We start from the raw sequence: 25,508 nt of genomic DNA on the forward strand, positions 1-25,508 counted from the left end.
GCGAAAGCCCCCTTCCACTTGCCGTCACTGCCCTGGATCGAGCGCACGCCCGGTGCGCCCTACTTCCGCACGTCCGAAGGTGAGCCCTGGACGCCGATCGGTCAGAACGATGCCGTCTCCTGGCCCGAGCTGAACGGGCTCTTCCGCCGCCGTGACCTCACCGGCGTCGAGCAGCACCTCCGTTACCTGCGCGGCCACGGCGTCACCTGCCTGCGCCTGATGCTGGAATACGCGCAAGGGCAGCACCGCTACCTCGAACGCCCCGCGGGCCAGTTCAACCCGGCCATGGTCCGCCTTTGGGACGACCTGCTGGACCTGTGCGAGCGCAACGGGCTGCGCGTGCTGCTGACGCCCTTCGACACCTTCTTCACCTGGATCCGCTGGCGCCACCATCCCTACAACCGCCGCAACGGCGGCCCCTGCGCCGGGCGCAATCAGCTCCTCACCTGCCTCGCGACGCGCGAGGCGATCAAGGCGCGCCTCGATTTCGCCACCCGGCGCTGGGGCAGCCGCGGGGTGATCTTCGGCTGGGATCTGTGGAACGAGATGCACCCGGCCCATGGCGGCAACGATCCCACCACCTTCGGTGCCTTCATCGACGACGTCGGGCCTTTCCTGCGCGCGCTGGAGATCGAGCTGCACGGCCGCGCCCACCCGCAATGCGTCTCAGTTTTCGGGCCGGAGCTGCTGAACCACCCGCAGATCGTGGACCCGATCTTCCGCCACCCCCATCTCGACTTCGCCAGCAGCCATTTCTACGAGCACGGCACCATCGACGACCCGCGCGACACCGTGGCCCCGGCCGTCAGCGTCGGCCGCCTGACGCGCGAGGCGCTGCGCCACATCGCCGACCAGCGTCCCTTCTTCGACTCCGAGCACGGGCCGATCCACCGCTTCAAGGACCGCCACCACACCCTGCCCGAGCCCTTCGACGACGAATATTTCCGCCACATCCAGTGGGCCCACCTGGCCTCCGGTGGTGCTGGCGGCGGCATGCGCTGGCCCAACCGCTCGCCCCACGTGCTCACCGCCGGCATGCGGCGGGCGCAACGGGCGCTGGCCGGCTTCCTGCCGCTGATCCAGTGGGACCGCTTCCACCGCCGCAACCTGAACGAGGAGGTGGAGGTCGACGGCACCACCTGGGCCACCTTCGCCTGCGGCGACGCGGAACAGGCGGTGGTCTGGCTCCTGCGGCGCACGGTGCGCTCTGCCGACGGCCGGGTGGAGGAAGGCCCCGGCGCCCCGCTCACTCTCGGCGTCCCGGGCCTCGCCCCGGGCGAGCGGCGGGTGGTGCTCTGGAACACGCGCGAGGGCCAGGTGCAGGGCGAACTGCGCGCGACGGTCGCGCCGGACGGCATCCTGCGCCTCACGCTCCCCGTATCGGGGGCTGACGTGGCGCTGGCGATCGGGCTGCCGGAGCACGGCTGAACGGGCAGGGTGGACGGGAGCCGCCCCAGCCGCGGCGGTCGGTGCCCCCCGATCAACTCTGCCGCGCCCCGGGGCCGGAAGCATTGAGGTTTGCCGCATCGCAACAAATCTGGGGCGCATGACGCTGCTCAAGATCTGCCTGCTGCTCTTCGTGGTCTTCTACCTCCTGCCGATCGGCATCTCCGCCGCCCGCTACCGCCTCGACGGCACGGGCGCGGGCTGGCGTACGGCCGACCGGTCGAGCATCGGCGTCCTGCCGCCGGCCTCGCGCCAGCCGGGGGCGGTGGTGCGCGTCTTCGCGGCGCAGACGGTGCGCTGGCGGGGCGTGGTGGCCGTGCATTGCTGGATCGTGCTCAAGCCCGCCGGCGCCGCGCGCTACAGCCGCTACGACTACACCGCCTGGGGCGAGCCCATCCGCCTGAACGGCTTCGAGCCCGACGGCCGCTGGTTCGGCCGCGCGCCGGAACTGGTCTTCGCGGCCGACGGCGAGGCGGCGGAAGCGCTGATCCCGCGCATGCAGGCGGCGATCCGCGACTACGCCTGGCAGAAGGAAGGCGACTACCGCGCCTGGCCGGGGCCGAACTCCAACACTTTCGTGGCCGCCGTGCTGGACAAGGTGCCCGAGGTCAACGTCGCCCTGCCGCCCACCGCGATCGGCAAGGACTACCCCTATGACGGGCGCTGGCTGCGGCTGGCGCCGTCTGGCACCGGCTTCCGCCTCAGCCTTGGCGGCTATCTCGGGCTGACGGTTGCCTGGGTGGAGGGCATCGAGATCAACATCCTGGGCGGCGTGGCCGGCCTCGACCTGCGCCGGCCGGCGGTCAAGCTGCCGGGGCTGGGGCGGCTTGGCCTGCGCGGCCCCGATGGTCCGGCGACGCCGCTGCTGGACAGCCCGGCCGGCGGCTGAGCGGCGGCACCGGATGGGGGGATCGGCCGCGCCGCCCTGGGTCGCGTCCGCCGACCGTCACCCGCGGCCCATCGCCCGTCCGCCTGTTCCTGGGGGCAGATGCCCGTCCGGGAACGCTACGGAACCGCCGCGATCTGTTCTAGACCCCCAACCGATTCCCCTGGTCCAACGGGGCCGCTCCACGCCCCAATCCCTTCGCGAGTTTCACGCAACGATGCCCGACGCCTCCCGTCCCCTCCTGGTCACCCACAGCGGCAACTTCCACTGCGACGAGGCCTTCGCCTACGTCGTGCTGCGCCTCGCCCTGGGCCTGCGCGAGGCCGGGGTGGACCACGACCTCGTCCGCACCCGCGATGCCGACACGATCGCCCGCGGCGACGTGGTCTGGGACGTGGGCCTGAGCTACGACGCGGCCGCCAACCGCTTCGACCACCACCAGCGAGGTGCCCCGCTGCGCGAGGACGGCACGCCCTTCAGCGCCGCCGGCCTGGTGTGGCAGCGCTACGGCGCGGAGGCCGTGCGGGCGCTGCTCGCGGCAGCGGACGCGCCGATGGCGGAAGCCATCGCGGCCGAGGTCGAGCGCGTCGTGGTGCGCCGCATCGACGAGGTGGACAACGGCACGGCCGAGAACCGCGACCCGCTCGACCTCGCGGCGCTGGTGGGCGACTGCAATCCTCCCTGGGACGCCCCGCGCGGCGACAGCCGGGCGGCCGCCCAGGCGCTGGAGGATGCCGCCTTCCTGCGCGCCGTGGCGCTGCTGGACGGCGTGCTGCGCCGCCGGGTGGAATCGCTGCGCGCCCGCCACGCCGCCGACGCGATCGTGGTCGCGGCCCAGGCCGCCTCCGCCGACGGGCGCGTGCTGGAACTCGACCGCGGCATGCCCTGGAAGGGCGCGGTCTTCGCGCACGACCTGCCGGTGCTCTTCGCGGTGTTCCCGGCCTCCAACGGCAACTGGATGGTGGATTCCATGCCGCCCGAGCCCAAGTCCTTCGCTCAGCGCCTGCCGCTTCCCGAAGGCTGGGCCGGGTTGCAGGATGCGGCCCTGGCCGAGGCCTCCGGCGTGCCGGACGCCGTGTTCGTGCACCTGCGCCGCTTCGTGGGCGCCGCGCGCTCGCGCGAGGGCGCGCTCGCCATGGCCCGCCGCACCATCGCCCTGGCCGAGGAAGCGGGGACGCTGCCGGCGGCCTGAGGGCGTCGCACCGGCTGCCCCGGGGCTGATGAGCCCGGGACACCCGGACCCGGATCGCACGGGCCCGGATCACATGGGCCCGGATCGCATGAGCCTGGGACGCGTCGTGTCAGGGGATGGCCCGGAGCCCTCTGGTCCCAGGGCTCTTGCCCCGCAGAGCACCTGGTTCCAGAGCCCTCGCTTCGGGGCACCTTTCTTCGATCGCCCGCTTCAGGGCCGTCGGTTCGCCCGACCCGGGGCGACCGGTTCCGGGCCGCGTCACACGACGCGGTTGGCCCGTGCGCAGGCACCGAACCAGCCCAAGCTGCGGCGCGGCCGCCGTTGCAGCGTGTCGCGCTCCACCCGCACGAGCCCGAAGGTAGGAACGAACCCTTCGGCCCATTCCCAGTTGTCGGTCAGCGTCCAAACAAAGGCGCCGCTGACCGGCGATCCTTGCCGCATCGCCTCCTGCAGCTGCGCCAGGTGCGCGCGCAGCCAGTCGACGCGCCGGTCATCCTCGACCGGATCGGCGCGCAGCGCTTCCTCGCCGTCGCGGAAGGCGGCGCCCATCTCGGTGATCACGATTTCCGGGTTGCCGTAGTCCTCGCGGAACATCCGCAGCACCGTGCCCAGCCCTTCCGGTTCGATCGCCCAGCCCAGGTCGGTGCGGGGCAGGGTGTCGGGCGGCGGGGCGAAGGTGGCACCGAACGGTACCTCCGGCGCCGGGCGGGCGCGGTAGCTGGTGTAGTAGTTCTCGCCCAGGAAGTCGGGCTTGGCCGCGATGATCTCCATGTCGCCGGGGCGCAGGAGCGGCGCCAGCGCAGCCTCGAAGCGGGCCGGGTAGGGGCGGCCGTAGAGCGGATCGAGAAAGGCGCGGTTCCAGCAGTCGTCCAGCGCCGCGGCGGCCGCCCGGTCGGCGGCCGTGTCGGCCTGGGGGTGGACGGGCTGGATGTTCAGCGTGGTGCCGAGCCGGGCGCCCGCCGGCAGCACCGAGCGCAGCGCCTGGAAGCCGCGCCCCTGCGCCAGGTTCTGGTGGTGCATCGCCGCCACGAAGGCGTCCACGCTTCCCAGTCCTGGGGCATGGTAGGCCAGGGCGTGCCCGATAAAGGCCACCGTGGCGGGCTCGTTCAGCACCACGAAGTGCCGCGCGCGGTCGCCCAGCCGCCGCCCGACCGCCTCGGCCAGTTCGGCGTAGCGGTCCGCGACGTCGCGGTTCAGCCAGCCGCCTTCCAGGGCCGAGGGCACGTCCCAGTGCGCCAGCAGCGGCCAGGGCTCGATGCCGCGCGCCAGCATCGCGTCCACCTGCCGGTCGTAAAGGTCGAGCCCCGCCGCGTCCGCCGGGCCGCGCCCCTCGGGAAACAGCCGTGACCAAGACACCGACACGCAGTAGCTGTTGAGGCCTGCCCCCGCCATCAGGTCGAGGTCCTCGGCGTAGCGCGCCTCGGCCCTGTTGTTCACCGCGGGCGTGGAGCCGTCATGGATCCGGCCCGGCTGCGCGGCGAAATCGTCCCAGATCGAGCGGCCGCGCCCCTCGGCACTCTCGATCTGCGGCGCGGCGGCGGCGGCGCCCCAGCGGAAGCCTGCGGGAAAGCCGCCGTCCGGCGTGGCGGCCCGCGCCCGCCCCGCCATCGTCATGGCACTCAAGGGGGCGCCCAGAGAGCCGCCCAGGGAAGCCCCGAGGGAGGCCCCGAGAAGGAAACGTCGCCGTGCCATCGATGGAGATCCCGTGGACTGCTCAACGGGAAACGTCGCCGCGGGGCTGAATGTTCCCCCCCGGCACCGGAGGACGGGTGCGGCCGGTCAACGATTCGGCGAACGGCGCCCCGGACCGCCCTTGCTGCGCGACGGCTTGCCCGCGCCGGCGCCACCCCCGGCACGGCCGCGCCTGGGGACCGCGGGAGGTGCCGCGGCCTGCCCGCGGCGGGACCGACGGGACGCGCCCACATCCGGCCGGGCCTCGGCGCCATCCGCCACCGCGTCCGCGCCGCGACCGGCCCAGCCGCGACGGGGCGGACCGCCGCGCATGCCGCCCCGACCGCGCGACTCCCGCTCGCCTGCCGCCGGCGCGCCGCCGCCTTCCGGGGTGCCGCCACCCGGCCGGCCGCGCGCGGACCGCGTCAGGCCCAGCCCGACCGCGCCGTCGCGGCCCTGCCGCTGCGTTCGCAGAACCTCCTCGATCCAGCTGTCCAGCCGTTCCGTTTCCGCTTCCGCCTCGGCGCGGTTCGGGTAAGCCGCCTCGAAGCGGAGTGACAGCCAGCGCCAGGCGACGAGGCGGCGATGCACCTTCTCGGCGTGTTCCAACTCCTCGCGCTGCGCCCGCTCGGGCGAGGGCAGGCGGCCGGCATGGGGCGGCACCACCGGGCGGCCGGCGCCGTGCTCCACCGCCCAGCGGGCGAGGCGGGCGACGCCGTTGTCTCGCTCGCTCACGGGACACAGGGCATAGGTCCAGCGATCCAGCAGCGACAGACCGGCCACGCCGTCCACCGCGGTGGCGACGGCCATCTGCTGCTCCATGTCGCCCAGGCGGTAGTTCGGGTCATCGCGCCGCAGCACTGCGCGCTTGATGCGGGCCAGCACGCCGAACAGGCTGTCGGAGCCGATCTCGGCCGCCACGGCGCGGATGATCTCGCTGTCGGGCTGCACCTGTGGTCGCAGCTCGTCCATCACCTCGGGCGGGGCGGCGAGGGCGCGGCGGATGGTGTCAGGACTGGCGCCGCTGCCGGCCAGCACCGCCACGATACCGTCCTCGAAGGCGCCGAAGCGGCCGGCGCGGCCACCGATCTGCTTGATCTCCTGCGCGGTCAGCTCGCGCCGCACCTCGCCGTCGAACTTCCAGCCGGCTGAGAACACCACGCGGCGGATCGGCAGGTTCAGCCCCATGCCGATGGCGTCGGTGGCCACCAGCACCTCGGCCTCGCCGGAGCGGAAGCGAGCGGCCTCGGCACGCCGCACCTCCGGGCTCAGCGCGCCGTAGACCACCGCGACGCGACGGCCGCGCCGCACCAGCTCGGCCCGCAGGTCCAGCACGTCGCGGCGGGAAAACGCCACCAGCGCGTCGCCGGCCCGCAGGTCGCCCAGCCCCACCGGCTCCGTGGCCGCGCGCAGCGGGCTCTTGCGCTCCAGCGAGATTTCCTCGAGCGGGTCGCCGCACAGCGCCGCGATGCGCCGGACCATGGGGATGCAGTCCGGGGCGCCGAGGATAAACACGTCGCGCGCCGGCACGCCCATGATCGCCGCGGTCCAGGCCGCGCCACGGTCGCGGTCATACAGGAGCTGCGCCTCGTCCACGATCGCCACGTCCACCGGGCGGTTGAGCGGGCACATCTCCACCGTGGCGGCGAGGTGTCGGCTGCCTTCCACGGTGATGCGTTCCTCACCCGTCGAGAGCGAGGCGAGCACGCCGCGCGCCGCCAGCGCTTCGCGGAACTCGTGCGCCAGCAGCCGCAGCGGCGCCAGCGCCACGCCGCTTTCGGCCGTGGACAGCCGGTCCAGCGCCAGGTGGCTCTTGCCGGAGTTGGTGGGGCCGGTGACCAGCGTCAGCCGGCGGTTCAGCGCCCGCGCCGTGGCGAAGTGCCCGGCGTAGCGATCCAGCGCCGCGACCCGCGCCACGGCGGCATTGGCCGCGCGGCCGCCCACCAGTGGCACCGGCCGGTCGCGTCCGTCGCCCCTGGCCCGGGCCGGGGCGGCATCCGCCTCGGCCTCGCGCCAGGCGGGCACCTCGGCGCGCAGGGCGTCCAGCGTGGCCGGGTCGAACTCCCAGCGCTCCCGCTTGCCCGGGATGCGGCGCGCCACCGGCACCAGCCCGGCGCCCACCCAGCGCAGCGCCTCCTTGGCGGTGGCGCCCAGCCGTTCGGCGACCTCCTCGAAGGGCACGAGGCTTTGTTCCCAGGCGCGCAGCCGGGCCACCTCGTCGCGCCGCAGCTCGCGCGCGGCACGGGCGGCGGCGCGGCGTTCCTCGCGCCGGGCGGCTTCCTCGCTGGCGGCGCGGCTGAGGAAGCGGTCGGCTTCCTCCGGATCGAGGCCGTGCGCTTCCGCCACCGCGCGCGCCAGCGCCCCGTGCCGCTCGGCCGAGAGCGGCGCCCCGGCCACGTCGGCCGCCTCGGTGGCGAGCGACTCCAGGGCCGCGGCCGGTCCGGCGCCGGCCGCCTGCAGCCGGGCCTGCAGCACCGGCCGCAACGCCGCTTCCAGCACCTCGGCCGAGGCTTCGGGGTCGTGCACCACCTCGGCCGCGTTGCGCGCATCCGCCGCGGTGATCCAGAATCGCCCGGTGCGGTTCGCCGCGTCGAGCAGTCGCGCTGCCCAGCCGCGTCGCCGCACCTCGCTCAGTGCCTCGGCCACCGCGTCGCGGTCGGCGGGCATCCGGCGCCGCACGAGGCGCAGCAGCTGCGGCATCTCGCGACTCGTCACGGCGAAGCCCGCGGCCAGCACCGCGGCCTCGGCCGGCGAGGCCAATGTCGCCGCGGCGTCGTGGTCCGGGGCCCGATCCGGAGCTTCGTGGCCGGGCTCTGCCGCCTGCGGCACGTTCTCGGCCGGATCATCGTGCGGGGATGGAGGGGTGGTCATTGGTTCCGTTAAACCTCAGCGCCGCCGGCAGGTCGATGGTTGCGCCCTGGCGGCGCCGCATCGCGGCTGCCGTGCGGGTGCCCTGGGCATGTCCCGCCCCGCGGGATGCCGCCCGGATTGCCATGGCGGCAGGGTGGCATGGCCGCGGCGCCCGCCGCCCTTTATGGTAGGGATCTTGGCGCCCCGGCACCCCGCCCAGGCCCGGCGCCGCTTCGGTCTAGGATGAGGCATGCAAGACGAGCCGATCACGCAGCGCACCCTGTTGTCGGAACTGATCGCCGGGGTGCACCGCGCGGTGCTCGGCCGTGAGGTCGAGGAGGCCGCGGCCGCGCAGCAGGCCGAGGCGCTGGAAACCCAGGCCCGCAGCGGCCCCCTGTCGGGCGTGATCGCGGACTACCTGGGCAGCGTGCTCGCCAGCGAGCCGGCGCGCGAGCGCCTGCATCTGTTGCTGGACACCGCCCCCGCCGAGGCCGTGGGGGATGCCGAAACCATCCGGCGCCAGGAACGGCGCCGCTTCCTGCCACCCCGCATGGGGCTGGGCGGCCCGCTGTTCAGCTTCGGCACCCGACCGGCCAACGCCCTGATGCTCGGGCGCTTCGACCTGCGGCAGGCGCGCAGCCCCTTCGACTGGCTCAGCTGCTCGCCCGCCATGGCGCGGCACTGCCTGGAGAACGACTTCCAGGAACTGCTGAACATTGAGCACTACGAGGACGTGCCGGCCGCGCAGCGCCCCGCCGGCCGCAAGGGTGCCACGCGGCACCGGTTCTACGAGGAACGCTTCCGGCTGCAGGCGCCGGTGTTCGACTTCGAGGCGATGGAGGCGGCGGGCGAGCTGACCGACCACGCGCCGCAATCGACGGGCGAAGCCGTCTTCCTGTGCGATGGCGCGGACGGGCGCATCTACAGCCAGATGGGCGTGCAGCGCGACGGGCGGATGGTCTTCTCGCAAGCCCCCGCCGGCGTGGCGCTGCACGGCCCCTACATCACGCTGCCGCCCGGCCGCTACCGCGCCAGGGTGCGCTTCGCCGAAGGGCCCTGCGCCGGCCGCGGCAAGCTCGACGTGGGCGGCGGCGACAACCACGCCACGATGGCCGAGCGTCCCTTTGACCTCGGCCGGCTCGAGGCGGGGGAGCGCGTGCTGGAGGTCGGCTTCGCCCTGGCGCAGCCTACGGGCCGCATCGAGGTCCGCCTGTTCACCGAGGCCGGGCTCGACGGCGCGATCGAGCAGGTCAGCATCGTGCAGATGCAGGAGTCGCAGATCGCCGACGGCCACGCCTCGCTCACGGCCTCGGTGGCGCGCTTTCGCGAGATGATGCAGGCGCGCGGCCCGAAATACCTCCTGCAGATCGTGGAGGACGGCCACGAGAGCCGCGCCGAGTTCCTGCCCACCATCGCCCGCTTGGACGAGATGTTCCGGGAGGTGGCGCTGCTGCAGGTCCTGGTGTCGCCCAACCGCAGCGGCGACATCTTTCCCGACATCAGCCTCGCCGCCCAGGACACCGGTCGCCACAAGCTGATCGTGATCCGCCCCACCGGCCGCTGGCAGACGGGCGGCTTCGAGTTCCGCATGGACGAGGCGGTGCTGCTGGCGGCCCTGCGCGCCCTGGCCCTGCAGCGCTGACGGCACGGCCCCGCGCCCTGCCAGCGGTGACCGAGCCGCCGCGGCATCGCCCTGCCGGTCCGTCGCCGCGGCCGGCTCCTACCGCCGCGCGGAAGCGGTGACCTTCTTCCGCGCGGCGGCGGGGTGTCGCCTGGTTTCGCGGCCGCCCCGCCCGCGACACCATGCCGCGGAGGGCAAACCCTGCGCGGCCCGGCCTCAGTCCCCCAGCAGCACCACGCGCTCCAGCGCGGCCGTCAGGCCCGGCTCGTTGAACAGCCGCACCTCGACCAGCTCGGTCGCGGCGCCGAGGTAGAACGGCAGCTCCAGCATCGCCTCGCCCGCTGGCAGCTGCCACAGGTCGAGCGCCCGCTCGGCCAGGCTGTGGTGGTCCTGCCCGCCCGCCACGTCCATGCGCACCCGGCCGCGCCGCTCGCCCGCCGCCAGCACCAGCTGCGCCCGGTAGCGCCCGGCCGGCAGGGTGACGTAGGGACCGTAGACCGCCGCGCCGGCCGGCGCGTCGTGGAACACCAGTCGCCCGTCCCGGCGCTCGCCCGACTGGGTGCCGATGCGGCCATCCGCCCCGGGGGCGGAGAAGACGGGTTCCGTGGCGCGCGTGATCTCCCAAACATTGATCTCCGGCAGGTCGCGCGACACGTGGCGGTGGCCGAACCAGCCGGTGCGCCGCAGCGCCTCGGCGAAGTAGTCGTCGCGGAAGCCCAGCTCCAGCCAGCCATGTTCGCGGATCGCCCAAAGCGATTGGCCATCGAGCCGCAGCCCCCAGGGCAGGGGGAAGTCGGGCTGGATCGGCTCGGCGCCCAGGAAGATCCGCCCGCCTGGCGCCAGCACGGTCTGCAGCGCGCGCAGGAGGCGCAGGTGGTCGTGCGCGTGATGGAAGCATTCGAAGAACAGCACAGCGTCGAATTCGCGGCCGCAGGTCTCGGCCCAGAAGAAGTCGGCGTTGACCGCCTCGATCGCGGCGCCGGCCTCGCGCTCGCCGCGCTGGCGGATCACCTCGGTGAAGCGCGGCTCCACGTCCACCGCGGTGACCTGATGGCCCATGCGCGCCAGCGCCACGGTGGTGTTGCCCCAGCCCGGCCCGAACTCCAGCACGCGCGAGCGCGGCGGCAGGGCCATGATGCGCAGCAGGAAGCCCATGGCCATGTAGTGGTGGCCGACGGTGGCGGCGCTGCGGGTGTGATACGGGAAGGGGCAGCGCACCGCCTCGGCGACGTCCAGCGGCGTGGCCTCGTTGTCCAGCGAGTAGGCGCGCCCGGAAACCTGCCGGTAGAGCGCCATCTGCCGTTCCGCGTAGTCCGGCGAGAAGGGGTCGGAGGGCAGGTCGCGCGGCGGGAGCATGCTGAAGGTTTGGAACAGCGCGCGCCGCGCATCGTCGCTGGGCGCCGCGCTGATCTCCCGCAGGATGTCGTCCAGTTCCGCATTGGTTTGCACGAGGCGCATGTCGACTCCGGAAAACAGGGCCCGGAAGGCGGGGCCCGGGAGGGAGGATCAATAGGATGCCGCAAAGGCGCCCACCTGTCGCGTTGGGCGCCTGCCTCCGGGCAGTCCCGGGACGCGGCGGCGTGAGCCGGGTCGAAGTGCGGCAGATACGGGAGGCTGGGCCCTCAGGCGGCGCTTGCCGGGCTTCACGGGATAGTTATAGATGTATGATGAAAATTCGGGGGCGCCGCGCCGGCCGGGAACCGGACAGGCGCCCCCAGACCCAAGGGCGCGACACGACGCCCTCGTTGAACAGGGTGGAAACAGGAATGCTACTGGGGACCCAGGTTCCGGCGCGCGACGACGACGACTACCGCGTCATGGCACAGCTCGGCATCCAGCACATCTGCGCCGATCCGCCCGGCAATCCCGACACCTGGTCGCTCGAGGTGCTGCAGGGCCTGCGCGACAAGCTGGCAGGCTTCGGCCTTTCGCTCGACATGGTGCAGCTGCCGTTGCCCTCGAAGCCGATCGAGCGGCAGACCCACCCGGACATCCTGGGCGCCGGGCCCGACCGCGACCGGCAGATCGACGCCGTGTGCCGGCTGATCGAGCGGGTGGCCGCGGCGGGCATCCCGGCGGTGAAGTACAACCTCAACATCATCGGCATCCCGCGCACGCCGCTGGAGCCGAGCCGTGGCGGCGCGATGAGCGAGGCCTTCCGCTGGGAACTGGCCGATCACGACGCGCCGCTCTCGCCGGTGGGCCGGCTGTCCGAGGAGGAGAACTGGGAGCGCATCGACTACTTCCTCGAGCGCGTCGTGCCGGTGGCGGAAAGCAACCGCGTGCGCCTCGCCTGCCACCCGCACGATCCCTACACGCCGCCCGGCTACCGCGGCGTCACGCGCGTGCTGGGCACGGTCGACGGGCTGAAGCGCTTCGTGCAGATGCGTGAAAGCCCTTACCACGGCCTCAACTTCTGTCAGGGCACGGTGGGCGAGATGCTGGACGACCCGCGCCGTGAGGTCGGCGAGGTCATCCGCTGGTTCGGTGAGCGGAAGAAGATCTTCAACGTCCATTTCCGCAACATCCGCGGCGGCAAGCTCTCCTTCATGGAGACCTTTCCCGAGGACGGCGACATGGACATGTGGGAGTCGCTGAAGCTCTACCACGAGGTCGGCTACGAATACATGATCATGCCCGACCACGTGCCCCGGATCAGCGGCCGCGACCCCCAGGGAACCGCCTTCGCCTTCTGCTACGGCTACATCGCCGGACTGCTGCAGGCGCGCGGGATCATGCCGCCGCGCGACGCCGGAACGGGCGCGCGGGCCGGGCAGGGATCGTGATTGACAGCGCAACGAGCGCGTCCCTAGCCTGCCCCTGAACGGAAGCGGCAACGATTCCGACGGGCGATGCGCCTCGATGCGGGGCGCCGGGCCACCAAGAGAGTGAGCGTCGACGCGGGAGAAACCCGCGCGGCGCGGTGCACCGGGCACAAGCCCGGGCCCTGGAGGAAGAGATGTCCAAGTTTGATGGGGACCGGCCTGTGCCGGTGCCGAAGGCCGTCGATCGTCGCAGCTTCCTCGCCGGTATGGCCGGTGCCGCGGCGGTGCTGGGCCTGCCCGCCGGCGCGCTGGCGCAGGCCGGCGCCAAGGAAGCGCCGGACCTGGCGAAGCTCGTGGCGGATGGGAAGCTGCCGCCGCTGGCGCAGCGCCTGCCGGCCGAGCCGATGGTGGTACAGGTGGAGAAGGTCGGCCGCTACGGCGGCTCGCTCCGCCGCGGGTTGCGCGGCTCCGCCGACCACAACGGCATCCTGAAGATCGTGGGCAACCAGGGGCTGGTGCGCTGGAACCTGGCCTATACCGAGGTTCTGCCCTCGGTCGCCAGCAAGTGGGAGGTCAACGCCGACGCCACGGAGTTCACCTTCCACCTGCGCCCGGGCATGAAGTGGTCCGACGGGCATCCCTTCACCGCCGACGACATCGTCTTCGCAATCGAGGACTGCGCCAAGAACACCGAGCTCTACCGCGCGGCGCCGTCGGCCATCGTGATCGCCAACAAGCCCTGCACCGCCACCAAGATCGACGACACCACGGTGCGCTTCAACTTCGCCGCACCCTACGCGATGTTCCTCGAGGCGCTGGCGACCCCGCTGGGCCAGTACCCGACGCTGTTCCCCAAGCACTACTGCTCGCAGTTCCATCCGCAGTACAACAGCAACGTCGCCGCCGACGCCAAGGCGGCCGGCATGAACGACTGGGCCGCGCTGTTCCGCGCCCGGTGCGGCGATGTCGAGATCCCGTCGCGCTGGAGCAACGTCGACAAGCCGGTGCTCGACCCCTGGGTGATCCGTGAGCCCTATACCGGCGGCGCGACCCGCGTGGTGCTGGAGCGTAATCCGTATTTCTGGCAGGTCGACACCGCGGGGCAGCAGCTGCCCTATATCGACCGGCTGAACCTCGGCATCTCGCAGGACGTCGAATCCCTGATGATCGACGCCGTGTCCGGCCGCCTCGACATCCAGGACCGGCACATCGACGTGCTGCAGAACAAGCCCACGCTGTCGCGCAACATGCAGAAGGGCAACTACCACCTCGTGGAGCTGATCGGCGCCTCGTCGCAGCAGATGCAGATCTACCTGAACATCACCCACAAGGACCCCGCGATGCGGGCGATGTTCTCCAACAAGGAGTTCCGCCAGGCGCTTTCCCACGGCATCAACCGCGCCGAGATCATCGAGCTGGTCTACCTGGGGCAGAGCGAGCCCTACCAGACCGGCCCGCGCCCCGGCCACCCTTGGTATCACGAGAAGCTGGCAAGGCAGTTCACGCAGCACGATCCGGCGCAGGCCAACGCGATCCTCGACCGGCTCGGCTACAACAAGCGCGACAGCGGCAACTTCCGCCTGCGCCCCGACGGGCAGAAGGTGTTCTTCGCGGTGGACGTGATCCCCACCCTGGCGCCGGACCAGGTGGACGCGCTGGAGCTGGTGAAGCGCCACTGGGCCGCGATCGGCGTGGACATCAAGGTCAACACCATCGAGCGCGCGCTCTACTACACGCGCGGCGACAATAACGACCACGACGCCGCCACCTGGGCGGGCCCGGGCGGCCTCGATCCCATGATGGACCCGCGCGACTTCTTCGCGCAGCACCCGCAGGGCACGCGCTACGCCATTCCCTGGGCGCAGTGGTACGTGTCGGGCGGCAAGGACGGCATGGAGCCACCCGACCACCAGAAGAAGCGCATGGAGCTGTTCGACCAGGCGCGCGGCATCACCGACCTGAACAAGCGCGGCGAGGTCATGCGCCAGGTCTTCGACATCGCGGCCGAGGCCTTCGAGCCGATCGGCATCTGCCTCTACTGCAACTCCTTCGGCGTCGTGAAGAACAACCTCCAGAACGTGCCGCCGAAATATCCGAACTCCTGGTCCTGGCCGAACCCTGGTCCGGCCCTGCCGCAGCAGTTCTTCTTCTCCTCGTGACGGCGACCCTTTCCGCGGCGCAGCCAGCGCCGCGGAAAGGGCGGAGATGGCGGGTCATCCCATGCTGAAATTCATCCTCAAGCGGCTGTTCTGGATGATCCCATCCCTGGTGGTGGTGTCGTTCCTGGCCTTCGTGCTGATCCAGCTGCCACCGGGCGACTACGTCACGACCTATATCGCGACGTTGGCCGCCTCCAACGAGACGGTGGACCAGAACACCGCGCTCGAGCTGCGCCAGCGCTTTGGCCTCGACCAGCCGATGATCGTCCAGTACGGCAAGTGGATCGTCAACATCGTCCTCCATGGCGATTTCGGCCTGAGCTTCGAGTGGCAGCAGCCCGTCAGCGGGCTGATCTGGGAGCGCATGGCGCTGACCCTGCTGCTCACCTTCGCGACGCTGCTGGCGACCTGGGGCATCGCGCTGCCGCTGGGCGTGTTCTCGGCGGTGAAGAAGTATTCGATCGCCGACTACCTGCTGACCTTCATCTCCTTCGTGGGCCTCGCCGTGCCCTCCTTCCTGCTGGCCGTGGTGCTGATGTACTTCGCGGCGGTGGAATGGGGGCAGGAGGTCGGCGGCCTCTTCTCCGACCAGTACGTCAGCGCGCCCTGGAGCATGGCCAAGGTGGTGGACCTGCTCCATCACCTCTGGATCCCGGTCATCATCCTGGCCGTGTCGGGCACGGCCAGCCTGGTGCGCGTGATGCGCGCCAACATGCTCGATGAGCTGCACCGGCCCTACGTCACCACCGCGCGCGCCAAGGGGCTGTCGGAGTTCCACCTCCTAGTGAAGTACCCGATGCGGGTGGCGCTGAACCCCTTCATCTCCACCATTACCTGGCTGCTGCCCAACCTCGTTTCGGGCTCCATCATCGTGGCCATCGTGCTCAACCTGCCCACCGCAGGCCCGATGCTGCTGCAGTCGCTGATGAGCCAGGACATGTACCTGGCCGGCGCCTTCGTGCTGCTGATCTGCGTGCTGACCCTGCTGGGTTCGCTGATCAGCGACATCCTCCTCGCCCTCGCCGACCCCCGCATCCGGCTGGATTGATCGCGCCATGTCCGACGCCGTCCTCGGCACCGCCGCCGTTCCCGCCAGCCGCTTCGCCGTCGCCTCGCAATGGCAGCTGCTGTGGTGGGCCTTCCGCCGCCACCGCCTCGCCATGGCGGGGCTGGTCATCGTGGCCGTCTTCTACCTGATCGCCCTGGTGCCCGGCTTCTTCGCGATCAACGATCCGGAGCAGCAGAACACCCGCTCCGCCTACCAGCCGCCGCAGATGCTCCATATCCTCAAACCCGATGGCGGCATCGGCCTCTACGTTTACGGCACCACGCTCAAGCGCGATCCGGAAACGCTGGAGATGCGCTACGTCACCGACGAGAGCCGCGTCGTGCCGCTGAACCTGTTCGGCCGCGGCTACGAGTACCGCGTGCTCGGCCTGTTCCCCACCAACATCCACCTCTTCGCGCCGCAGGATCCCGCGCAGTTCATCCTGCCGCTGGGCGCCGACCGCCTCGGCCGCTGCGTATACTCGCGCATCATGCAGGGCTCCCAGGTGTCGCTCTCGGTGGGTCTCGTCGGCGTGTTCCTGTCGCTGACGCTGGGCATCATCCTGGGCGGCATCTCCGGCTACTACGGCGGCTGGGTGGACAGCGCGGTGCAGCGCGCGGTGGAGTTCGTCCTGTCGCTGCCCGCCATCCCGATCTGGCTCGCGGCCTCGGCCGCGGTGCCGCACGACTGGCCGGCCACGCTGAACTACTTCACCATCACGCTGATCCTCTCGCTCACCGGCTGGGCGCAGCTGGCGCGCGTGGTGCGCGGCCGCTTCCTGAGCCTCAGGACCGAGGATTTCGTGGCGGCCGCCCGCCTCGACGGCGCGTCCGAGGCGCGGGTGATCTTCCGCCACATGCTGCCTTCCTTCGCCTCGCACATCATCGCCTCGGTGACGCTGGCGATCCCGGCGATGATCCTGGCGGAAACCTCGCTCTCCTTCCTGGGGCTGGGACTGCAGCCGCCCACCATCTCCTGGGGCGTGCTGCTGCGCGAGGCGCAGAACATCCGCTCCATCGCCACCGCACCCTGGCTCTTCGCCCCCGGCGTCGCCGTGGTGCTGGCGGTGATCGCCCTCAACTTCCTCGGAGACGGCCTTCGCGACGCTGCGGACCCGTACAACAAATGAGCGCCACGATCCTCGACCACCCCGCGGCCCCACCGTCGGGCGCGATCCCGCCGGTGGTGCTCGAGGTCCGCGACCTCGCGACCCACTTCCCCGTCCGCGGCGGCACCGTGAAGGCGGTGGACGGTGTGTCCTTCACGCTGCACCGCGGCCGGACGCTGTGCATCGTGGGCGAGAGCGGCTCGGGCAAGAGCGTCACCGCGCGCTCGATCCTGCAGATCGTGGACGCGCCGGGCCGGATCGTCGGCGGTGCCATGGTGCTGCACCGCCCCGACGGCAGCAGCACCGACCTGGCGAAGCTCAACCCGCGCTCGCGCGCCATCCGCGCCGTGCGCGGGCGCGAGATCGCGATGATCTTCCAGGAGCCGATGAGCTCCCTTTCCCCGATCCATACAGTGGGCGACCAGATCACCGAGGTGCTGCGCCTCCACCTCGGCCTCGACAAGCGGCAGGCGCGTGCCCGCTGCATCGAGTTGCTGCGCCAAGTCGAGATCCCCAACGCCGAGCGCGCGGTGGATCGCTACACCTTCGAGTTCTCCGGCGGCATGCGCCAGCGCGTGATGATCGCCATGTCGCTGGCCTGCAACCCGTCGCTGCTGATCGCGGACGAGCCCACCACCGCGCTCGACGTCACCACCCAGGCGGAGATCCTGGACCTCATCAAGCGCCTCCAGGCGCAGCACGGCATGGCGGTGATGTTCATCACCCACGACATGGGCGTGGTGGCCGAGATCGCCGACGAGGTGCTGGTGATGTACCACGGCAAGGTGGTGGAAGGCGGCCCCGTGGACCAGATCTTCCACGCGCCGCGGGAAGACTACACCCGGATGCTGATCGGCTCCGTGCTCAAGCTCGAGCGCAAGGCCGAGCTCCGCCAGAACCGCGCTCCGATCGACCCCGCCACGCCGCCGATCATCCGCGTGCGCGACCTCAGCATGATCTTCGGCCTGCCGAAGAACCCGGTGCAGGCTCTGGACAAGGTGTCGCTGGAGGTGCGGCCCGGCGAAACGCTCGGCATCGTGGGCGAATCCGGTTCCGGCAAGACCACCATGGGGCGCTGCCTGCTGCGGATGTACGAGCCGACAGCGGGCAGCATCGAGTATCGCCGCGCCGACGGCTCGGTGGTCGACCTCGTGGGCGCCGACAAGCCGACCCTGGCCGCCATGCGGCGCGAAATCCGCATGGTGTTCCAGGACCCGGTCTCCTCGCTCAACCCGCGCATGACCGTGGCGCAGATCGTGGGCGAGCCGCTGCTGGTCAACAACATCGCGAAAGGCCGCGCCCTGGACGACCGTGTGGCGGAGCTGCTGAAGCTGGTGGGTCTCAACCCCGACTGGCGCGAACGCTACCCGCACGCTTTCTCGGGCGGGCAGCGGCAGCGCATCGGCATCGCGCGTGCCATCGCGCTCGACCCGCGCGTGATCGTGGCGGACGAGGCGACCTCGGCGCTGGACGTGTCGCTGCGCTCGCAGATGCTGGACCTGCTGATGGGGCTGCAGGACCGCATGGGCCTGAGCTTCGTGTTCATCAGCCACGACATCGGCGTGATCCGCTACATGTGCGACCGCGTGGCGGTGATGTACCGCGGCAAGGTGGTGGAAACCGGCACGGCCGAGCAGGTCTGCGACCACCCGACCCATGCCTATACCCAGGCGCTGCTCTCGGCGATCCCACGCCCCGATCCCCGCGACCGCCGGATGCATCAGAGGTTCCGCTACGCGGCCTGATCGGTGGTGGCCGTGGCCAGGGAGGGAGAGAAGGAATTCTCTCCCTCCCCGGACCCCACCCTCTCATCTTTTTTCGGGACGCTGCCGCGGGAACGTGGCCGGGGACGTGCGCTCCGGGTCAATGACCCGGAGCGAGGGACGTATCCGTCCACGCTGAAAGGAAATTCTTCCTCGGTAGGGTCAGGATCGACCGTTCCGCGACCGGCTTCCACCGCCGTGCGGCAGCGTCCCGGAAAAAGATGAGTGGGGGCCTGGGGGAGAGAATTCCTTCTCTCCCCCGGAAACGGCACCACGCCCGATCACCCGGCTCCAGCAGCGCGGGTGCGGCGCCTCAATCCAGGCTGGCGCCGGACTCTTCCACCAGTGCCTTCCACACCGCTTCCTGCGAGCGGGTGTAGTCGCCGTAGGCGGCCGGCGTTTCGTCCCAGACGGAGGTGAAGCCCAGCGGCTCCATGCGGCCCTTGAAGGCGTCGGACTTCACGACCTGCACCACGGCGTCGTGCAGCTTGCCGACGCGGTCCGCCGGCACGCCCTTGGGCAGGTTGATGCCGTACCAAGACTGCATGTCGATGTTGGAGCCCGGCAGCAGCTCCTTCATGCCCGGCACGTCCTTGAGCTCCGGCACGTAGGTCACGCGCTCGGCGCTGCCGGCGGCCAGCACGCGCACCGTGCCGTCGCGCACCTGGCTCATCGCCAGCGGGATCACGTCGAACATCATGTCCACGTTGCCGGCCATCATGTCCTGCAGCGCAGGCGCCCCGCCGCGATACGGGACGTGGGTGATGTCCACGCCGGCCGCTTTGCAGACCTTGCTGATCGTCAGGTGGCTGATCGTGCCGGTGCCCGAGGAGCCCATGGTCAGCTTGCCCGGCTCCTTCTTCGCCGCGGCGATGACGTCGGCGAAGCTCTTCCAGGGGCTCTTGCTGTTCACCGTCATGAACACCGTGCCGGTGGTCACGCGCGTGACGGGCGCGAGGTCGGTGATCGGGTCGAAGGTCATGGAACGGCGGTACAGGAACTTGTTGGCCGCCAGGATGCTGGCGGAGCCCAGCAGCAGCGTGTGCCCGTCCTTCTCGCCCTGCACCACGTTCTGCGCCCCCAGGTTGCCGCCGGCGCCACCGCGGTTGTCCACCACCACGGTCTGACCCAGGATCGGCTGCAGCTGCTCGGCCAGCAGGCGGCCGGTGATGTCCACCGAGCCACCGGGGGCATAGGGCACCACCAGCCGCAGTGGCCGGTTCGGGAAAGCCTCCTGCGCGCGCAGCACGGCAGGGGCGAAGGGCAGGGAAGCGGCGCCCAGCAGGGCGGCGCGGCGGGTGATGGTCATGGTTCAGGTTTTCCCGGACTGAACGGAGGAGCCCCGCCTTCTCGCGCGGCGGGACGCAGAACCGCAAGGGACACTGGCGCGAGAACGGGCGGGTTCCGCGACGCCGGCACCCACCGTCGCGCTCCCGCGCCGTTACATCGCGAATCGGCGTGCCTGGCGGGCGCTATTCCTTGCCGAACTCCATGACCAGTTCCTGAATGCGCGCCGGGTCGGACTGTTCCATCACGCGACGGGCGAAGCGGGCACAGTCGTCAATTTTGAGCGTGCGCACCGCCTGCTTCACCCGCGGCACGGCGGAAGCGTTCATCGACAGGCTCCGCAGGCCCAGCCCCAGCAGCAGCGGCACCAGGCGCGGGTTGCCCGCCATCTCGCCGCACAGCGACACCGGCATGCGCAGGCGCAGCGCCGCCTCGGTGGCAAACTGGATCAGCCGCAGCACTGCCGGGTGCAGCGGGTCATAGAGGTGCGACACCGCGCTCTCGGCCCGGTCCACCGCCAGGGTGTACATCGCGAGGTCGTTGGTGCCGATCGCGAAGAAATCCGCCTCCAGCGCGATGGCGTCGGCCGCCAGCGCCGCGCCAGGCGTCTCGATCATCGCGCCCAGCATCGGCAGCTTGTCGGGCAGCGCCACGCCCTTGCGACGCAGGCGCTTGGCCACGCGCTCGTAGATCTCGCGCGCCTGGCTGACCTCGCTGGGCACCGTCACCATCGGCAGCAGCGCCCGCACCGGACCCAGCGCCGCGACCCGCAGGATGGCGGCGAACTGCACTTCCAGCAGTTCCGGCCGCTTGAGCAGCATGCGCACGCCGCGCAGGCCCAGCGCCGGGTTGGGGCCGGCATAGGTCGGCTCCATGCCCTCGGCCAGCGCTTCCATGTCCTTCTCGCCGCCCCAGTCGAGCACGCGGATGGTCACGCCGTCCTCGCCGGTGGCCTCGACGATCGGGCGGTAGGCCTCGAAATGCGCCTCCTCGTCGGGCAGCGAGTCGCGGTTCATGAACAGGAACTCGGTGCGCAGCAGCCCGATGCCGTGGGCGCCGGCATTGGCGATCAGCGGCAGCTCGGCCGGGATTTCGAGGTTGGCCTGAAGGTCCACCTCCTCGCCGTCGAGCGTTTCCGCCGGCAGGCGGCGCAGCTTGCCGAGCTTGGTGCGCTCGCGCGCATGAACCGCCAGCGCCTCCTTGCCTGCCGAGAGCGACTTCTCGCTCGGCCGCAGCACCACGGTGCCGTTGCTGCCGTCGAGCACGCAGGGGTCGTCGCGCCGCGCGGCCTCGGTCAGCCCCGTGCAGCCCAGCACCGAGGGGATGCCCAGCGCGCGCAGCATGATGGCGGTATGCCCGTCCGAGCCGCCTTCCTCGGTGGCGACGCCCGCGATGCGCGTGGGGTCGAGCAGCGCCGCATCGGCGGGGGTGAGCTCCTCGGCCACCAGGATCGCGCCGGCGGGAACGTCCTTGAAGGAGCGGAAGCCGGCATGGGTCAGGTTGCGGGTCAGGCGCCGGGCGATCTCGCGAACCTCGCCGGCGCGGCGACGCAAGCCGGGCTTGTCGTCGTCCTTGGCGAGGAGGATAGCGGCGGCGATCGCCTCGGCCTCATCCACCACGGCCGTTTCGGCCGACAGCAGCTCCGTCTCGATGCGCTTGCGCGCGCCCCGCAGCAGCCGAGATTCGCCCAGCATCATCGCGTAGGCGTCGAGCAGGGGCTCCAGCTCCTCCTGCGCTTCTTCCGGCAGCACCGACAGGCGGAGCTTGAGCTTGTTGACCTGCTTGCGCGACGTCGCCGCGGCGGCCGTCAGCCGCGCCTTCTCCTGCTCGACGCCCGCGGCCTGGATGGCGCGGCGCGGCGTTTCGGCGCGGATCTCGCTGGTGTCGTAAACGGGGCCGATCGCCACGCCGGGCGAGATGGCGAGGCCGTCCAGCACCACCTCCCGCGTGCGGCGGCTGGCGGCGCGCCTGGTGTCCTGCTTGCCCTCAGTCCTCATGGAACCCGGCCTCGATCAGGCCGGCGATGGCATCCAGGGCTTCGCGGGCCTCCCAGCCCTCGGCTTCCACGGTCAGGGTGCTGCCCACGCCGGCACCCAGCATCATCAGCCCCATGATCGAGCAGGCCGGGACGCTCTGCCCGTCATGAACGATGTTGAGGCAGACGGAATAGCGCTCCGACAGGGTGACCAGCTTGGCGGCGGCGCGGGCATGGAGGCCGCGGCTGTTCACCACGGTGACCTTGCGGCGCAGCACCGGCGTGCCGGACTGCGGCGCGGCCGTGGCGGATTCGGTGCTCATGCGGGCGATCCTCCCCCATTGGGTATGGCGCTCGGCGCGGTGCAGGGCGCGGGCGCCCGCAGCTCGCCGATGGTGCCGAGGTATTTCCGGGCCGCGCTGACCGCGTGCGACACTGCCTGGGGCATCGGCTCCACGCCGCGCAGCTTGGCCAGCTTGATCAGCATTGGCAGGTTCACGCCGGCCACCACCTCGACGTCGCCCTCGGCCAACATGGCGGTGGCGAGGTTGGCGGGCGTGCCGCCCACCATGTCAGTCAGCACGACGATGCCGTCGCCCTGCCGGACCTCGGCCACGCGGGCGCGCAACTCCTCGCGGCTCGTGGCCGCATCGTCCGAGGGGCCGATGCAGACGCAGGCGACGTTCTTCTGCGGTCCCACGACATGCTCCATCGCGAGGCGAAGTTCCTCGGCCAGGTGTCCGTGGGTGACCAGGACCATTCCGATCATGATAAGTGCGTTCGGGGCTCCGGCCCAGGGGAAGGTCCGGGTGACGACCTTGGATCGTCCCTTGGACCTGCTGTGAAGGGGGCTGCCGGTTTGGCAGGGTCCGCAGGACATGCGGCGCCGAGCGCGACGGGGGGCAGCCGCAGCTCGCGATGGGATAGATCGACCCGCCAGCCCGCGCGCGCAAGATGGGCGCCCAGGCGCTCGGCCATCAGCACGGAGCGATGCTTGCCCCCGGTGCAGCCAACCGCGACGGTAAGGTACTTCTTGCCCTCGGCCTGGTAGCGCGGCAACAGCGGGTCCAGCAGGGCGGTTATGTGGCCCCAGAATGCGGGGAAGTCCGGGTCGGCCTCGATAAAGGCGGCCACCGGCGCGTCCTTTCCGGTCATAGGACGCAATATGGGGTCGTAGTGCGGGTTTCGCAGGAAGCGCAGGTCGAAGACCAGATCGGCTTCGCGCGGGACCCCGTGCGGAAAGCCGAAGGACTTCACCGCCACCGACATCCCCGGCGCGAGGTCCGGCCGGAACTGCTGCTCCACCATGCGGCGCAGGTCGGGCAGCGGCAGGCCGGTGGTGTCCACCACCCAGTCCGCTTCCTCGCGCAAGGGTTCCAGCACCGCCGCCTCGCGCGCGATGCCCTCGGCCACGCTGCCTTCAGGCGCCAGCGGATGGCGGCGGCGCGTTTCGGAATAGCGGCGGATCAGCGCCTCGGTGTCGGCGGTGGCGAAGACCATGCGCAGGTCGAGGTCGCCCCGCGCCCGCAGCGCCGCCAGCCCCGCGATCAGCGCGCCCCCGTCGAAGCCGCGGCTGCGGGTGTCCACCCCGACCGCCAGCGGGCTCCCGTCATCCTCGGTGATCAGCGACCCCAGCACCGAGAGCGGAGGGTTGTCCACGGTCTCGTAGCCCAGATCCTCCAGCGCGCGCAGGATCGAGGCCTTGCCCGCCCCGGACAGGCCGGTGACCACCACCACGTGGCGCCCCGGCTGGCCGGCGGGGCGTGGCGGCGGGGGCTGCAGGTTGATCATGCCGGCGCTCCGTCCGCCGCAGGGTGTGGCGCGGCCTCGTCGCGGCCGGCGGGCCGGGCCTCGGCTTCGAAGGCGCCCGCGCGCCAGCCCGTGCCCGTGCCGCTGGCACCCTGGAGGGCGAGTTCCACCAGCCGCGGGGCCGAGGCGGCATGGGCGTCGATCGCCACCACCGGCAGCGTCACGCCCAGCGCTTCCCACCGTCGCGGCACCGGCAGGCGCGGCACCGCGTCACGGCCGACGCATTCCACGGCGAGGCCCAGCGCCGCCTCATCCTCGTGGGTCAATCCTTCCAGCAGCCCCAGGCCACGCACCTCCAGCATGCCGCGCAGCGGGGACGCCGCCTGGGCGCGCAGCGCGTCACCGTCGCGCCGCAGGATCAGCTGATCGTCTCCCACCAGCCGCCAGCCGGGCCGGTCCAGCAGGCGCAGCAGCAGGTCCGACTTGCCGCTGCCCGGTGCCCCCAGCAGCAGCACGCCGCCCATCGGACCGGGCTGGCAGGCGCAGCTGCCGTGCTGTCGCATCGTCGCTCCCCCTGCTTCCAAGGCCGATCCGTTCCTGTTCTGCTGCGCGGCCGCTGCCGTGCCCCTGGGCTGCGGATGCCGGGCTTCGCGCCCGCCCGCAACGCTTCCGGGCGGGATCATGGCGGAATCCTGCGGCCGCGCAACGTCGGGGCCATGAGGGCGGCGAAACCGAGGCCGGGAGGAGGTCCGGAAAGGCTGGGGGAGGGAGGGCGGAACGGCCCCTCCGGAGAGGGCACGCGGCCCCGACCCGCCCTCAGCCGCCGCGTGGCGCCAGGAGGATGACCCCCGTACCCAGCAGCACCACTGCGGCGCCGAGCAGGTCCCATCGGTCCGGCCGGACGCCTTCCACCAGCCACAGCCACAGCACCGAGGCCGCCACGTAGATCCCGCCATAGGCCGCGTAGGCCCGCCCGGCGAAGCCGGTGCCGGCCAGCGTCAGGAGGCTGGCGAAGCCCGCCAGCGCCAGGGAGCCTGGCAGCAGCCACCAGGCGGAGGCACCCTGCCGCAGCGTGCACCAGACCGCGAAGCAGCCGCCGATCTCGAGCGCCGCGGCGGCGGCGAACACCAGGATGGATCTCATGCCGACCGCCGGTGCCACGGTCCGGCGCCGCGCGAAAGGGGGAGGGGCGGCCCGCGGCGCCGCCAGCCTTGCGGCCGCGTCGGCAAAGGGCCAGATCGCCGGCCCATGGATGCCATCATCGCGGGCTTCGAGGGCTGGGTGCGGGAACACGCGGCCTGGGCACCTTTGCTGGCCTTCCTGCTTGCCCTGCTCGAATCCCTGCCCGGCATCGGCCTGCTGGTGCCCGCCACCGCCCTGCTGCTGGGTCTGGGCGTGCTGGTCGGGCAGGAAATCCTCGACCCCTGGCCCGTGCTCGGCGCCGTGGTGCTGGGCGGCATCCTGGGGGATGCGATCGGCTATTGGCTGTGCCGCTGGCACGGGCGCGGGCTGGTGCAGCGCTGGCTGCCGCGGCAGCACCGCCGCAACTACGCCCGGGCGGTGCTGCTGTTCCGGCGCTGGGGCTGGGCGGCGGTGTTTTTCGGGCGCTTCGTGGGGCCGGTGCGCGCCTTCGCCCCCGCCATCGCCGGGGTGTCGGGCATGCGGCACCGCTCCTTCCAGCTGGCCAATTGCGGCTCGGCCCTGCTCTGGGCGCCGCTGATGATCCTGCCCGGGCTGGTGCTCGGGCAGTTGGGCACGCTGCTGGAGCGCCCGTTGCTGCTGGGTGCGGTGTTGCTCGTGGCGGGGCTGCTGGCCGGCGGCGCCTGGTGGCTGCGGCGACGCCAGCGGGTGGCGGGCGCCCTCGCCCTGGCCACCCGCCCGCCGCGCTGAGCCCGGCCGGGAAGATCCCGCCCGGCGACACCGCCCGTCCCTGACGTTGGGCCGTGCCGCCGAGTCGCCCTGAGCACGGGCGGGCTGGCGCAGTGACC

The 25,508-nt window shown here is 71.8% G+C and carries 20 protein-coding genes; 10 read left to right on the forward strand and 10 right to left on the reverse strand.

Going from position 1 to position 25,508, the window contains the following annotated elements; genetic code table 11:
* Positions 1-18 precede the first annotated feature (18 nt).
* The 3 genes from ACFFGY_RS21390 (at position 19) to ACFFGY_RS21400 (ending at position 3,524) form a co-directional block, all read left to right on the forward strand.
* Positions 19-1,428 (forward strand): glycoside hydrolase 5 family protein, encoded by a 1,410-nt coding sequence (locus tag ACFFGY_RS21390; protein WP_377046569.1) that lies wholly within the window; start codon positions 19-21, stop codon positions 1,426-1,428.
* 118 nt (positions 1,429-1,546) lie between these two features.
* A complete protein-coding gene (locus tag ACFFGY_RS21395; RefSeq protein WP_377046570.1) occupies positions 1,547-2,335 on the forward strand; it encodes a DUF3750 domain-containing protein in 789 nt (262 codons plus the stop codon).
* Between the two features lie 214 nt (positions 2,336-2,549).
* Complete coding sequence (locus ACFFGY_RS21400) at positions 2,550-3,524, forward strand: MYG1 family protein (RefSeq protein WP_377046571.1); 975 nt, start codon at positions 2,550-2,552, stop codon at positions 3,522-3,524.
* A gap of 258 nt (positions 3,525-3,782) precedes the next feature.
* Here ACFFGY_RS21400 and ACFFGY_RS21405 read toward each other — a convergent pair whose 3' ends face one another.
* Together ACFFGY_RS21405 and ACFFGY_RS21410 are read right to left on the reverse strand one after the other, a co-directional pair.
* Positions 3,783-5,138, reverse strand: a complete 1,356-nt coding sequence (locus ACFFGY_RS21405; RefSeq protein WP_377046623.1) for a glycoside hydrolase family 1 protein — start codon at positions 5,136-5,138, stop codon at positions 3,783-3,785.
* A gap of 165 nt (positions 5,139-5,303) precedes the next feature.
* Positions 5,304-8,066: a helicase-related protein gene (locus tag ACFFGY_RS21410; protein ID WP_377046572.1), complete on the reverse strand. Its 2,763-nt coding sequence runs from the start codon at positions 8,064-8,066 to the stop codon at positions 5,304-5,306.
* A gap of 229 nt (positions 8,067-8,295) precedes the next feature.
* Between ACFFGY_RS21410 and ACFFGY_RS21415 the strand changes: the two genes are divergently transcribed.
* Positions 8,296-9,687: a DUF1796 family putative cysteine peptidase gene (locus tag ACFFGY_RS21415; protein WP_377046573.1), complete on the forward strand. Its 1,392-nt coding sequence runs from the start codon at positions 8,296-8,298 to the stop codon at positions 9,685-9,687.
* A gap of 195 nt (positions 9,688-9,882) precedes the next feature.
* Here ACFFGY_RS21415 and ACFFGY_RS21420 read toward each other — a convergent pair whose 3' ends face one another.
* On the reverse strand, positions 9,883-11,124 hold the full coding sequence (locus tag ACFFGY_RS21420; RefSeq protein ID WP_377046574.1) for a class I SAM-dependent methyltransferase: 1,242 nt from the start codon (positions 11,122-11,124) through the stop codon (positions 9,883-9,885).
* Between the two features lie 308 nt (positions 11,125-11,432).
* Here ACFFGY_RS21420 and ACFFGY_RS21425 point away from each other — a divergent pair, with 308 nt between their 5' ends.
* From ACFFGY_RS21425 to ACFFGY_RS21445, 5 genes are all read left to right on the forward strand, one after another.
* A complete protein-coding gene (locus ACFFGY_RS21425; RefSeq protein ID WP_377046575.1) occupies positions 11,433-12,452 on the forward strand; it encodes a mannonate dehydratase in 1,020 nt (339 codons plus the stop codon).
* 173 nt (positions 12,453-12,625) lie between these two features.
* Entirely contained in the window at positions 12,626-14,590 is a 1,965-nt protein-coding gene (locus ACFFGY_RS21430; RefSeq protein ID WP_377046576.1) for an ABC transporter substrate-binding protein, read from the forward strand.
* Positions 14,591-14,651: 61 nt separating this feature from the next.
* Positions 14,652-15,638 carry an ABC transporter permease gene (locus ACFFGY_RS21435; RefSeq protein WP_377046577.1) on the forward strand — a complete coding sequence of 329 codons (987 nt, stop codon included), beginning with the start codon at positions 14,652-14,654 and terminating at the stop codon, positions 15,636-15,638.
* A 7-nt stretch (positions 15,639-15,645) separates the two neighbouring features.
* The gene (locus ACFFGY_RS21440) at positions 15,646-16,767 is read left to right on the forward strand and encodes an ABC transporter permease (protein WP_377046578.1); all 1,122 of its coding nucleotides are present in this window, start codon (positions 15,646-15,648) and stop codon (positions 16,765-16,767) included.
* A complete protein-coding gene (locus tag ACFFGY_RS21445; RefSeq protein WP_377046579.1) occupies positions 16,764-18,491 on the forward strand; it encodes an ABC transporter ATP-binding protein in 1,728 nt (575 codons plus the stop codon). Before ACFFGY_RS21440 ends, ACFFGY_RS21445 begins: the two co-directional genes overlap by 4 nt.
* 331 nt (positions 18,492-18,822) lie before the next feature.
* Here ACFFGY_RS21445 and ACFFGY_RS21450 read toward each other — a convergent pair whose 3' ends face one another.
* The 7 genes from ACFFGY_RS21450 to ACFFGY_RS21480 form a co-directional block, all read right to left on the reverse strand.
* Positions 18,823-19,818: a Bug family tripartite tricarboxylate transporter substrate binding protein gene (locus ACFFGY_RS21450; RefSeq protein ID WP_377046580.1), complete on the reverse strand. Its 996-nt coding sequence runs from the start codon at positions 19,816-19,818 to the stop codon at positions 18,823-18,825.
* Positions 19,819-19,981: 163 nt separating this feature from the next.
* On the reverse strand, positions 19,982-21,793 hold the full coding sequence (ptsP, locus tag ACFFGY_RS21455) for a phosphoenolpyruvate--protein phosphotransferase (protein ID WP_377046581.1): 1,812 nt from the start codon (positions 21,791-21,793) through the stop codon (positions 19,982-19,984).
* The gene (locus ACFFGY_RS21460; RefSeq protein ID WP_377046582.1) at positions 21,783-22,094 is read right to left on the reverse strand and encodes an HPr family phosphocarrier protein; all 312 of its coding nucleotides are present in this window, start codon (positions 22,092-22,094) and stop codon (positions 21,783-21,785) included. The genes ptsP and ACFFGY_RS21460 overlap by 11 nt, the downstream gene beginning before the upstream one ends.
* A complete protein-coding gene (locus ACFFGY_RS21465) occupies positions 22,091-22,540 on the reverse strand; it encodes a PTS sugar transporter subunit IIA (RefSeq protein ID WP_377046583.1) in 450 nt (149 codons plus the stop codon). The genes ACFFGY_RS21460 and ACFFGY_RS21465 overlap by 4 nt, the downstream gene beginning before the upstream one ends.
* Positions 22,537-23,562: an RNase adapter RapZ gene (gene rapZ / locus ACFFGY_RS21470; protein WP_377046584.1), complete on the reverse strand. Its 1,026-nt coding sequence runs from the start codon at positions 23,560-23,562 to the stop codon at positions 22,537-22,539. The genes ACFFGY_RS21465 and rapZ overlap by 4 nt, the downstream gene beginning before the upstream one ends.
* Positions 23,559-24,083 (reverse strand): HPr kinase/phosphorylase, encoded by a 525-nt coding sequence (locus ACFFGY_RS21475; protein ID WP_377046585.1) that lies wholly within the window; start codon positions 24,081-24,083, stop codon positions 23,559-23,561. Before ACFFGY_RS21475 ends, rapZ begins: the two co-directional genes overlap by 4 nt.
* Before the next feature lie 253 nt (positions 24,084-24,336).
* Complete coding sequence (locus ACFFGY_RS21480) at positions 24,337-24,663, reverse strand: YnfA family protein (RefSeq protein WP_377046586.1); 327 nt, start codon at positions 24,661-24,663, stop codon at positions 24,337-24,339.
* Positions 24,664-24,768: 105 nt separating this feature from the next.
* Between ACFFGY_RS21480 and ACFFGY_RS21485 the strand changes: the two genes are divergently transcribed.
* Entirely contained in the window at positions 24,769-25,410 is a 642-nt protein-coding gene (locus ACFFGY_RS21485; RefSeq protein WP_377046587.1) for a DedA family protein, read from the forward strand.
* Positions 25,411-25,508: the final 98 nt, after the last annotated feature.

Source organism: Roseomonas elaeocarpi (assembly GCF_042433915.1).
In the GTDB taxonomy this organism is placed as follows: domain Bacteria; phylum Pseudomonadota; class Alphaproteobacteria; order Acetobacterales; family Acetobacteraceae; genus Roseomonas; species Roseomonas elaeocarpi.

Excerpts from the sequence above, each read along its gene's own strand:
- ACFFGY_RS21440 (WP_377046578.1), top strand. The coding sequence starts at position 15,646 with ATGTCCGACGCCGTCCTCGGCACCGCCGCCGTTCCCGCCAGCCGCTTC.
- ACFFGY_RS21415 (WP_377046573.1), top strand. The coding sequence starts at position 8,296 with ATGCAAGACGAGCCGATCACGCAGCGCACCCTGTTGTCGGAACTGATC.
- ACFFGY_RS21430 (WP_377046576.1), top strand. The coding sequence starts at position 12,626 with ATGTCCAAGTTTGATGGGGACCGGCCTGTGCCGGTGCCGAAGGCCGTC.
- ACFFGY_RS21465 (WP_377046583.1), bottom strand. The coding sequence starts at position 22,540 with ATGATCGGAATGGTCCTGGTCACCCACGGACACCTGGCCGAGGAACTT.
- ACFFGY_RS21410 (WP_377046572.1), bottom strand. The coding sequence starts at position 8,066 with ATGACCACCCCTCCATCCCCGCACGATGATCCGGCCGAGAACGTGCCG.
- ACFFGY_RS21480 (WP_377046586.1), bottom strand. The coding sequence starts at position 24,663 with ATGAGATCCATCCTGGTGTTCGCCGCCGCCGCGGCGCTCGAGATCGGC.
- ACFFGY_RS21425 (WP_377046575.1), top strand. The coding sequence starts at position 11,433 with ATGCTACTGGGGACCCAGGTTCCGGCGCGCGACGACGACGACTACCGC.
- ACFFGY_RS21445 (WP_377046579.1), top strand. The coding sequence starts at position 16,764 with ATGAGCGCCACGATCCTCGACCACCCCGCGGCCCCACCGTCGGGCGCG.
- ACFFGY_RS21450 (WP_377046580.1), bottom strand. The coding sequence starts at position 19,818 with ATGACCATCACCCGCCGCGCCGCCCTGCTGGGCGCCGCTTCCCTGCCC.
- ACFFGY_RS21460 (WP_377046582.1), bottom strand. The coding sequence starts at position 22,094 with ATGAGCACCGAATCCGCCACGGCCGCGCCGCAGTCCGGCACGCCGGTG.
- rapZ (WP_377046584.1), bottom strand. The coding sequence starts at position 23,562 with ATGATCAACCTGCAGCCCCCGCCGCCACGCCCCGCCGGCCAGCCGGGG.
- ACFFGY_RS21420 (WP_377046574.1), bottom strand. The coding sequence starts at position 11,124 with ATGCGCCTCGTGCAAACCAATGCGGAACTGGACGACATCCTGCGGGAG.
- ACFFGY_RS21485 (WP_377046587.1), top strand. The coding sequence starts at position 24,769 with ATGGATGCCATCATCGCGGGCTTCGAGGGCTGGGTGCGGGAACACGCG.
- ptsP (WP_377046581.1), bottom strand. The coding sequence starts at position 21,793 with ATGAGGACTGAGGGCAAGCAGGACACCAGGCGCGCCGCCAGCCGCCGC.
- ACFFGY_RS21400 (WP_377046571.1), top strand. The coding sequence starts at position 2,550 with ATGCCCGACGCCTCCCGTCCCCTCCTGGTCACCCACAGCGGCAACTTC.
- ACFFGY_RS21475 (WP_377046585.1), bottom strand. The coding sequence starts at position 24,083 with ATGCGACAGCACGGCAGCTGCGCCTGCCAGCCCGGTCCGATGGGCGGC.
- ACFFGY_RS21435 (WP_377046577.1), top strand. The coding sequence starts at position 14,652 with ATGCTGAAATTCATCCTCAAGCGGCTGTTCTGGATGATCCCATCCCTG.
- ACFFGY_RS21405 (WP_377046623.1), bottom strand. The coding sequence starts at position 5,138 with ATGACGATGGCGGGGCGGGCGCGGGCCGCCACGCCGGACGGCGGCTTT.
- ACFFGY_RS21395 (WP_377046570.1), top strand. The coding sequence starts at position 1,547 with ATGACGCTGCTCAAGATCTGCCTGCTGCTCTTCGTGGTCTTCTACCTC.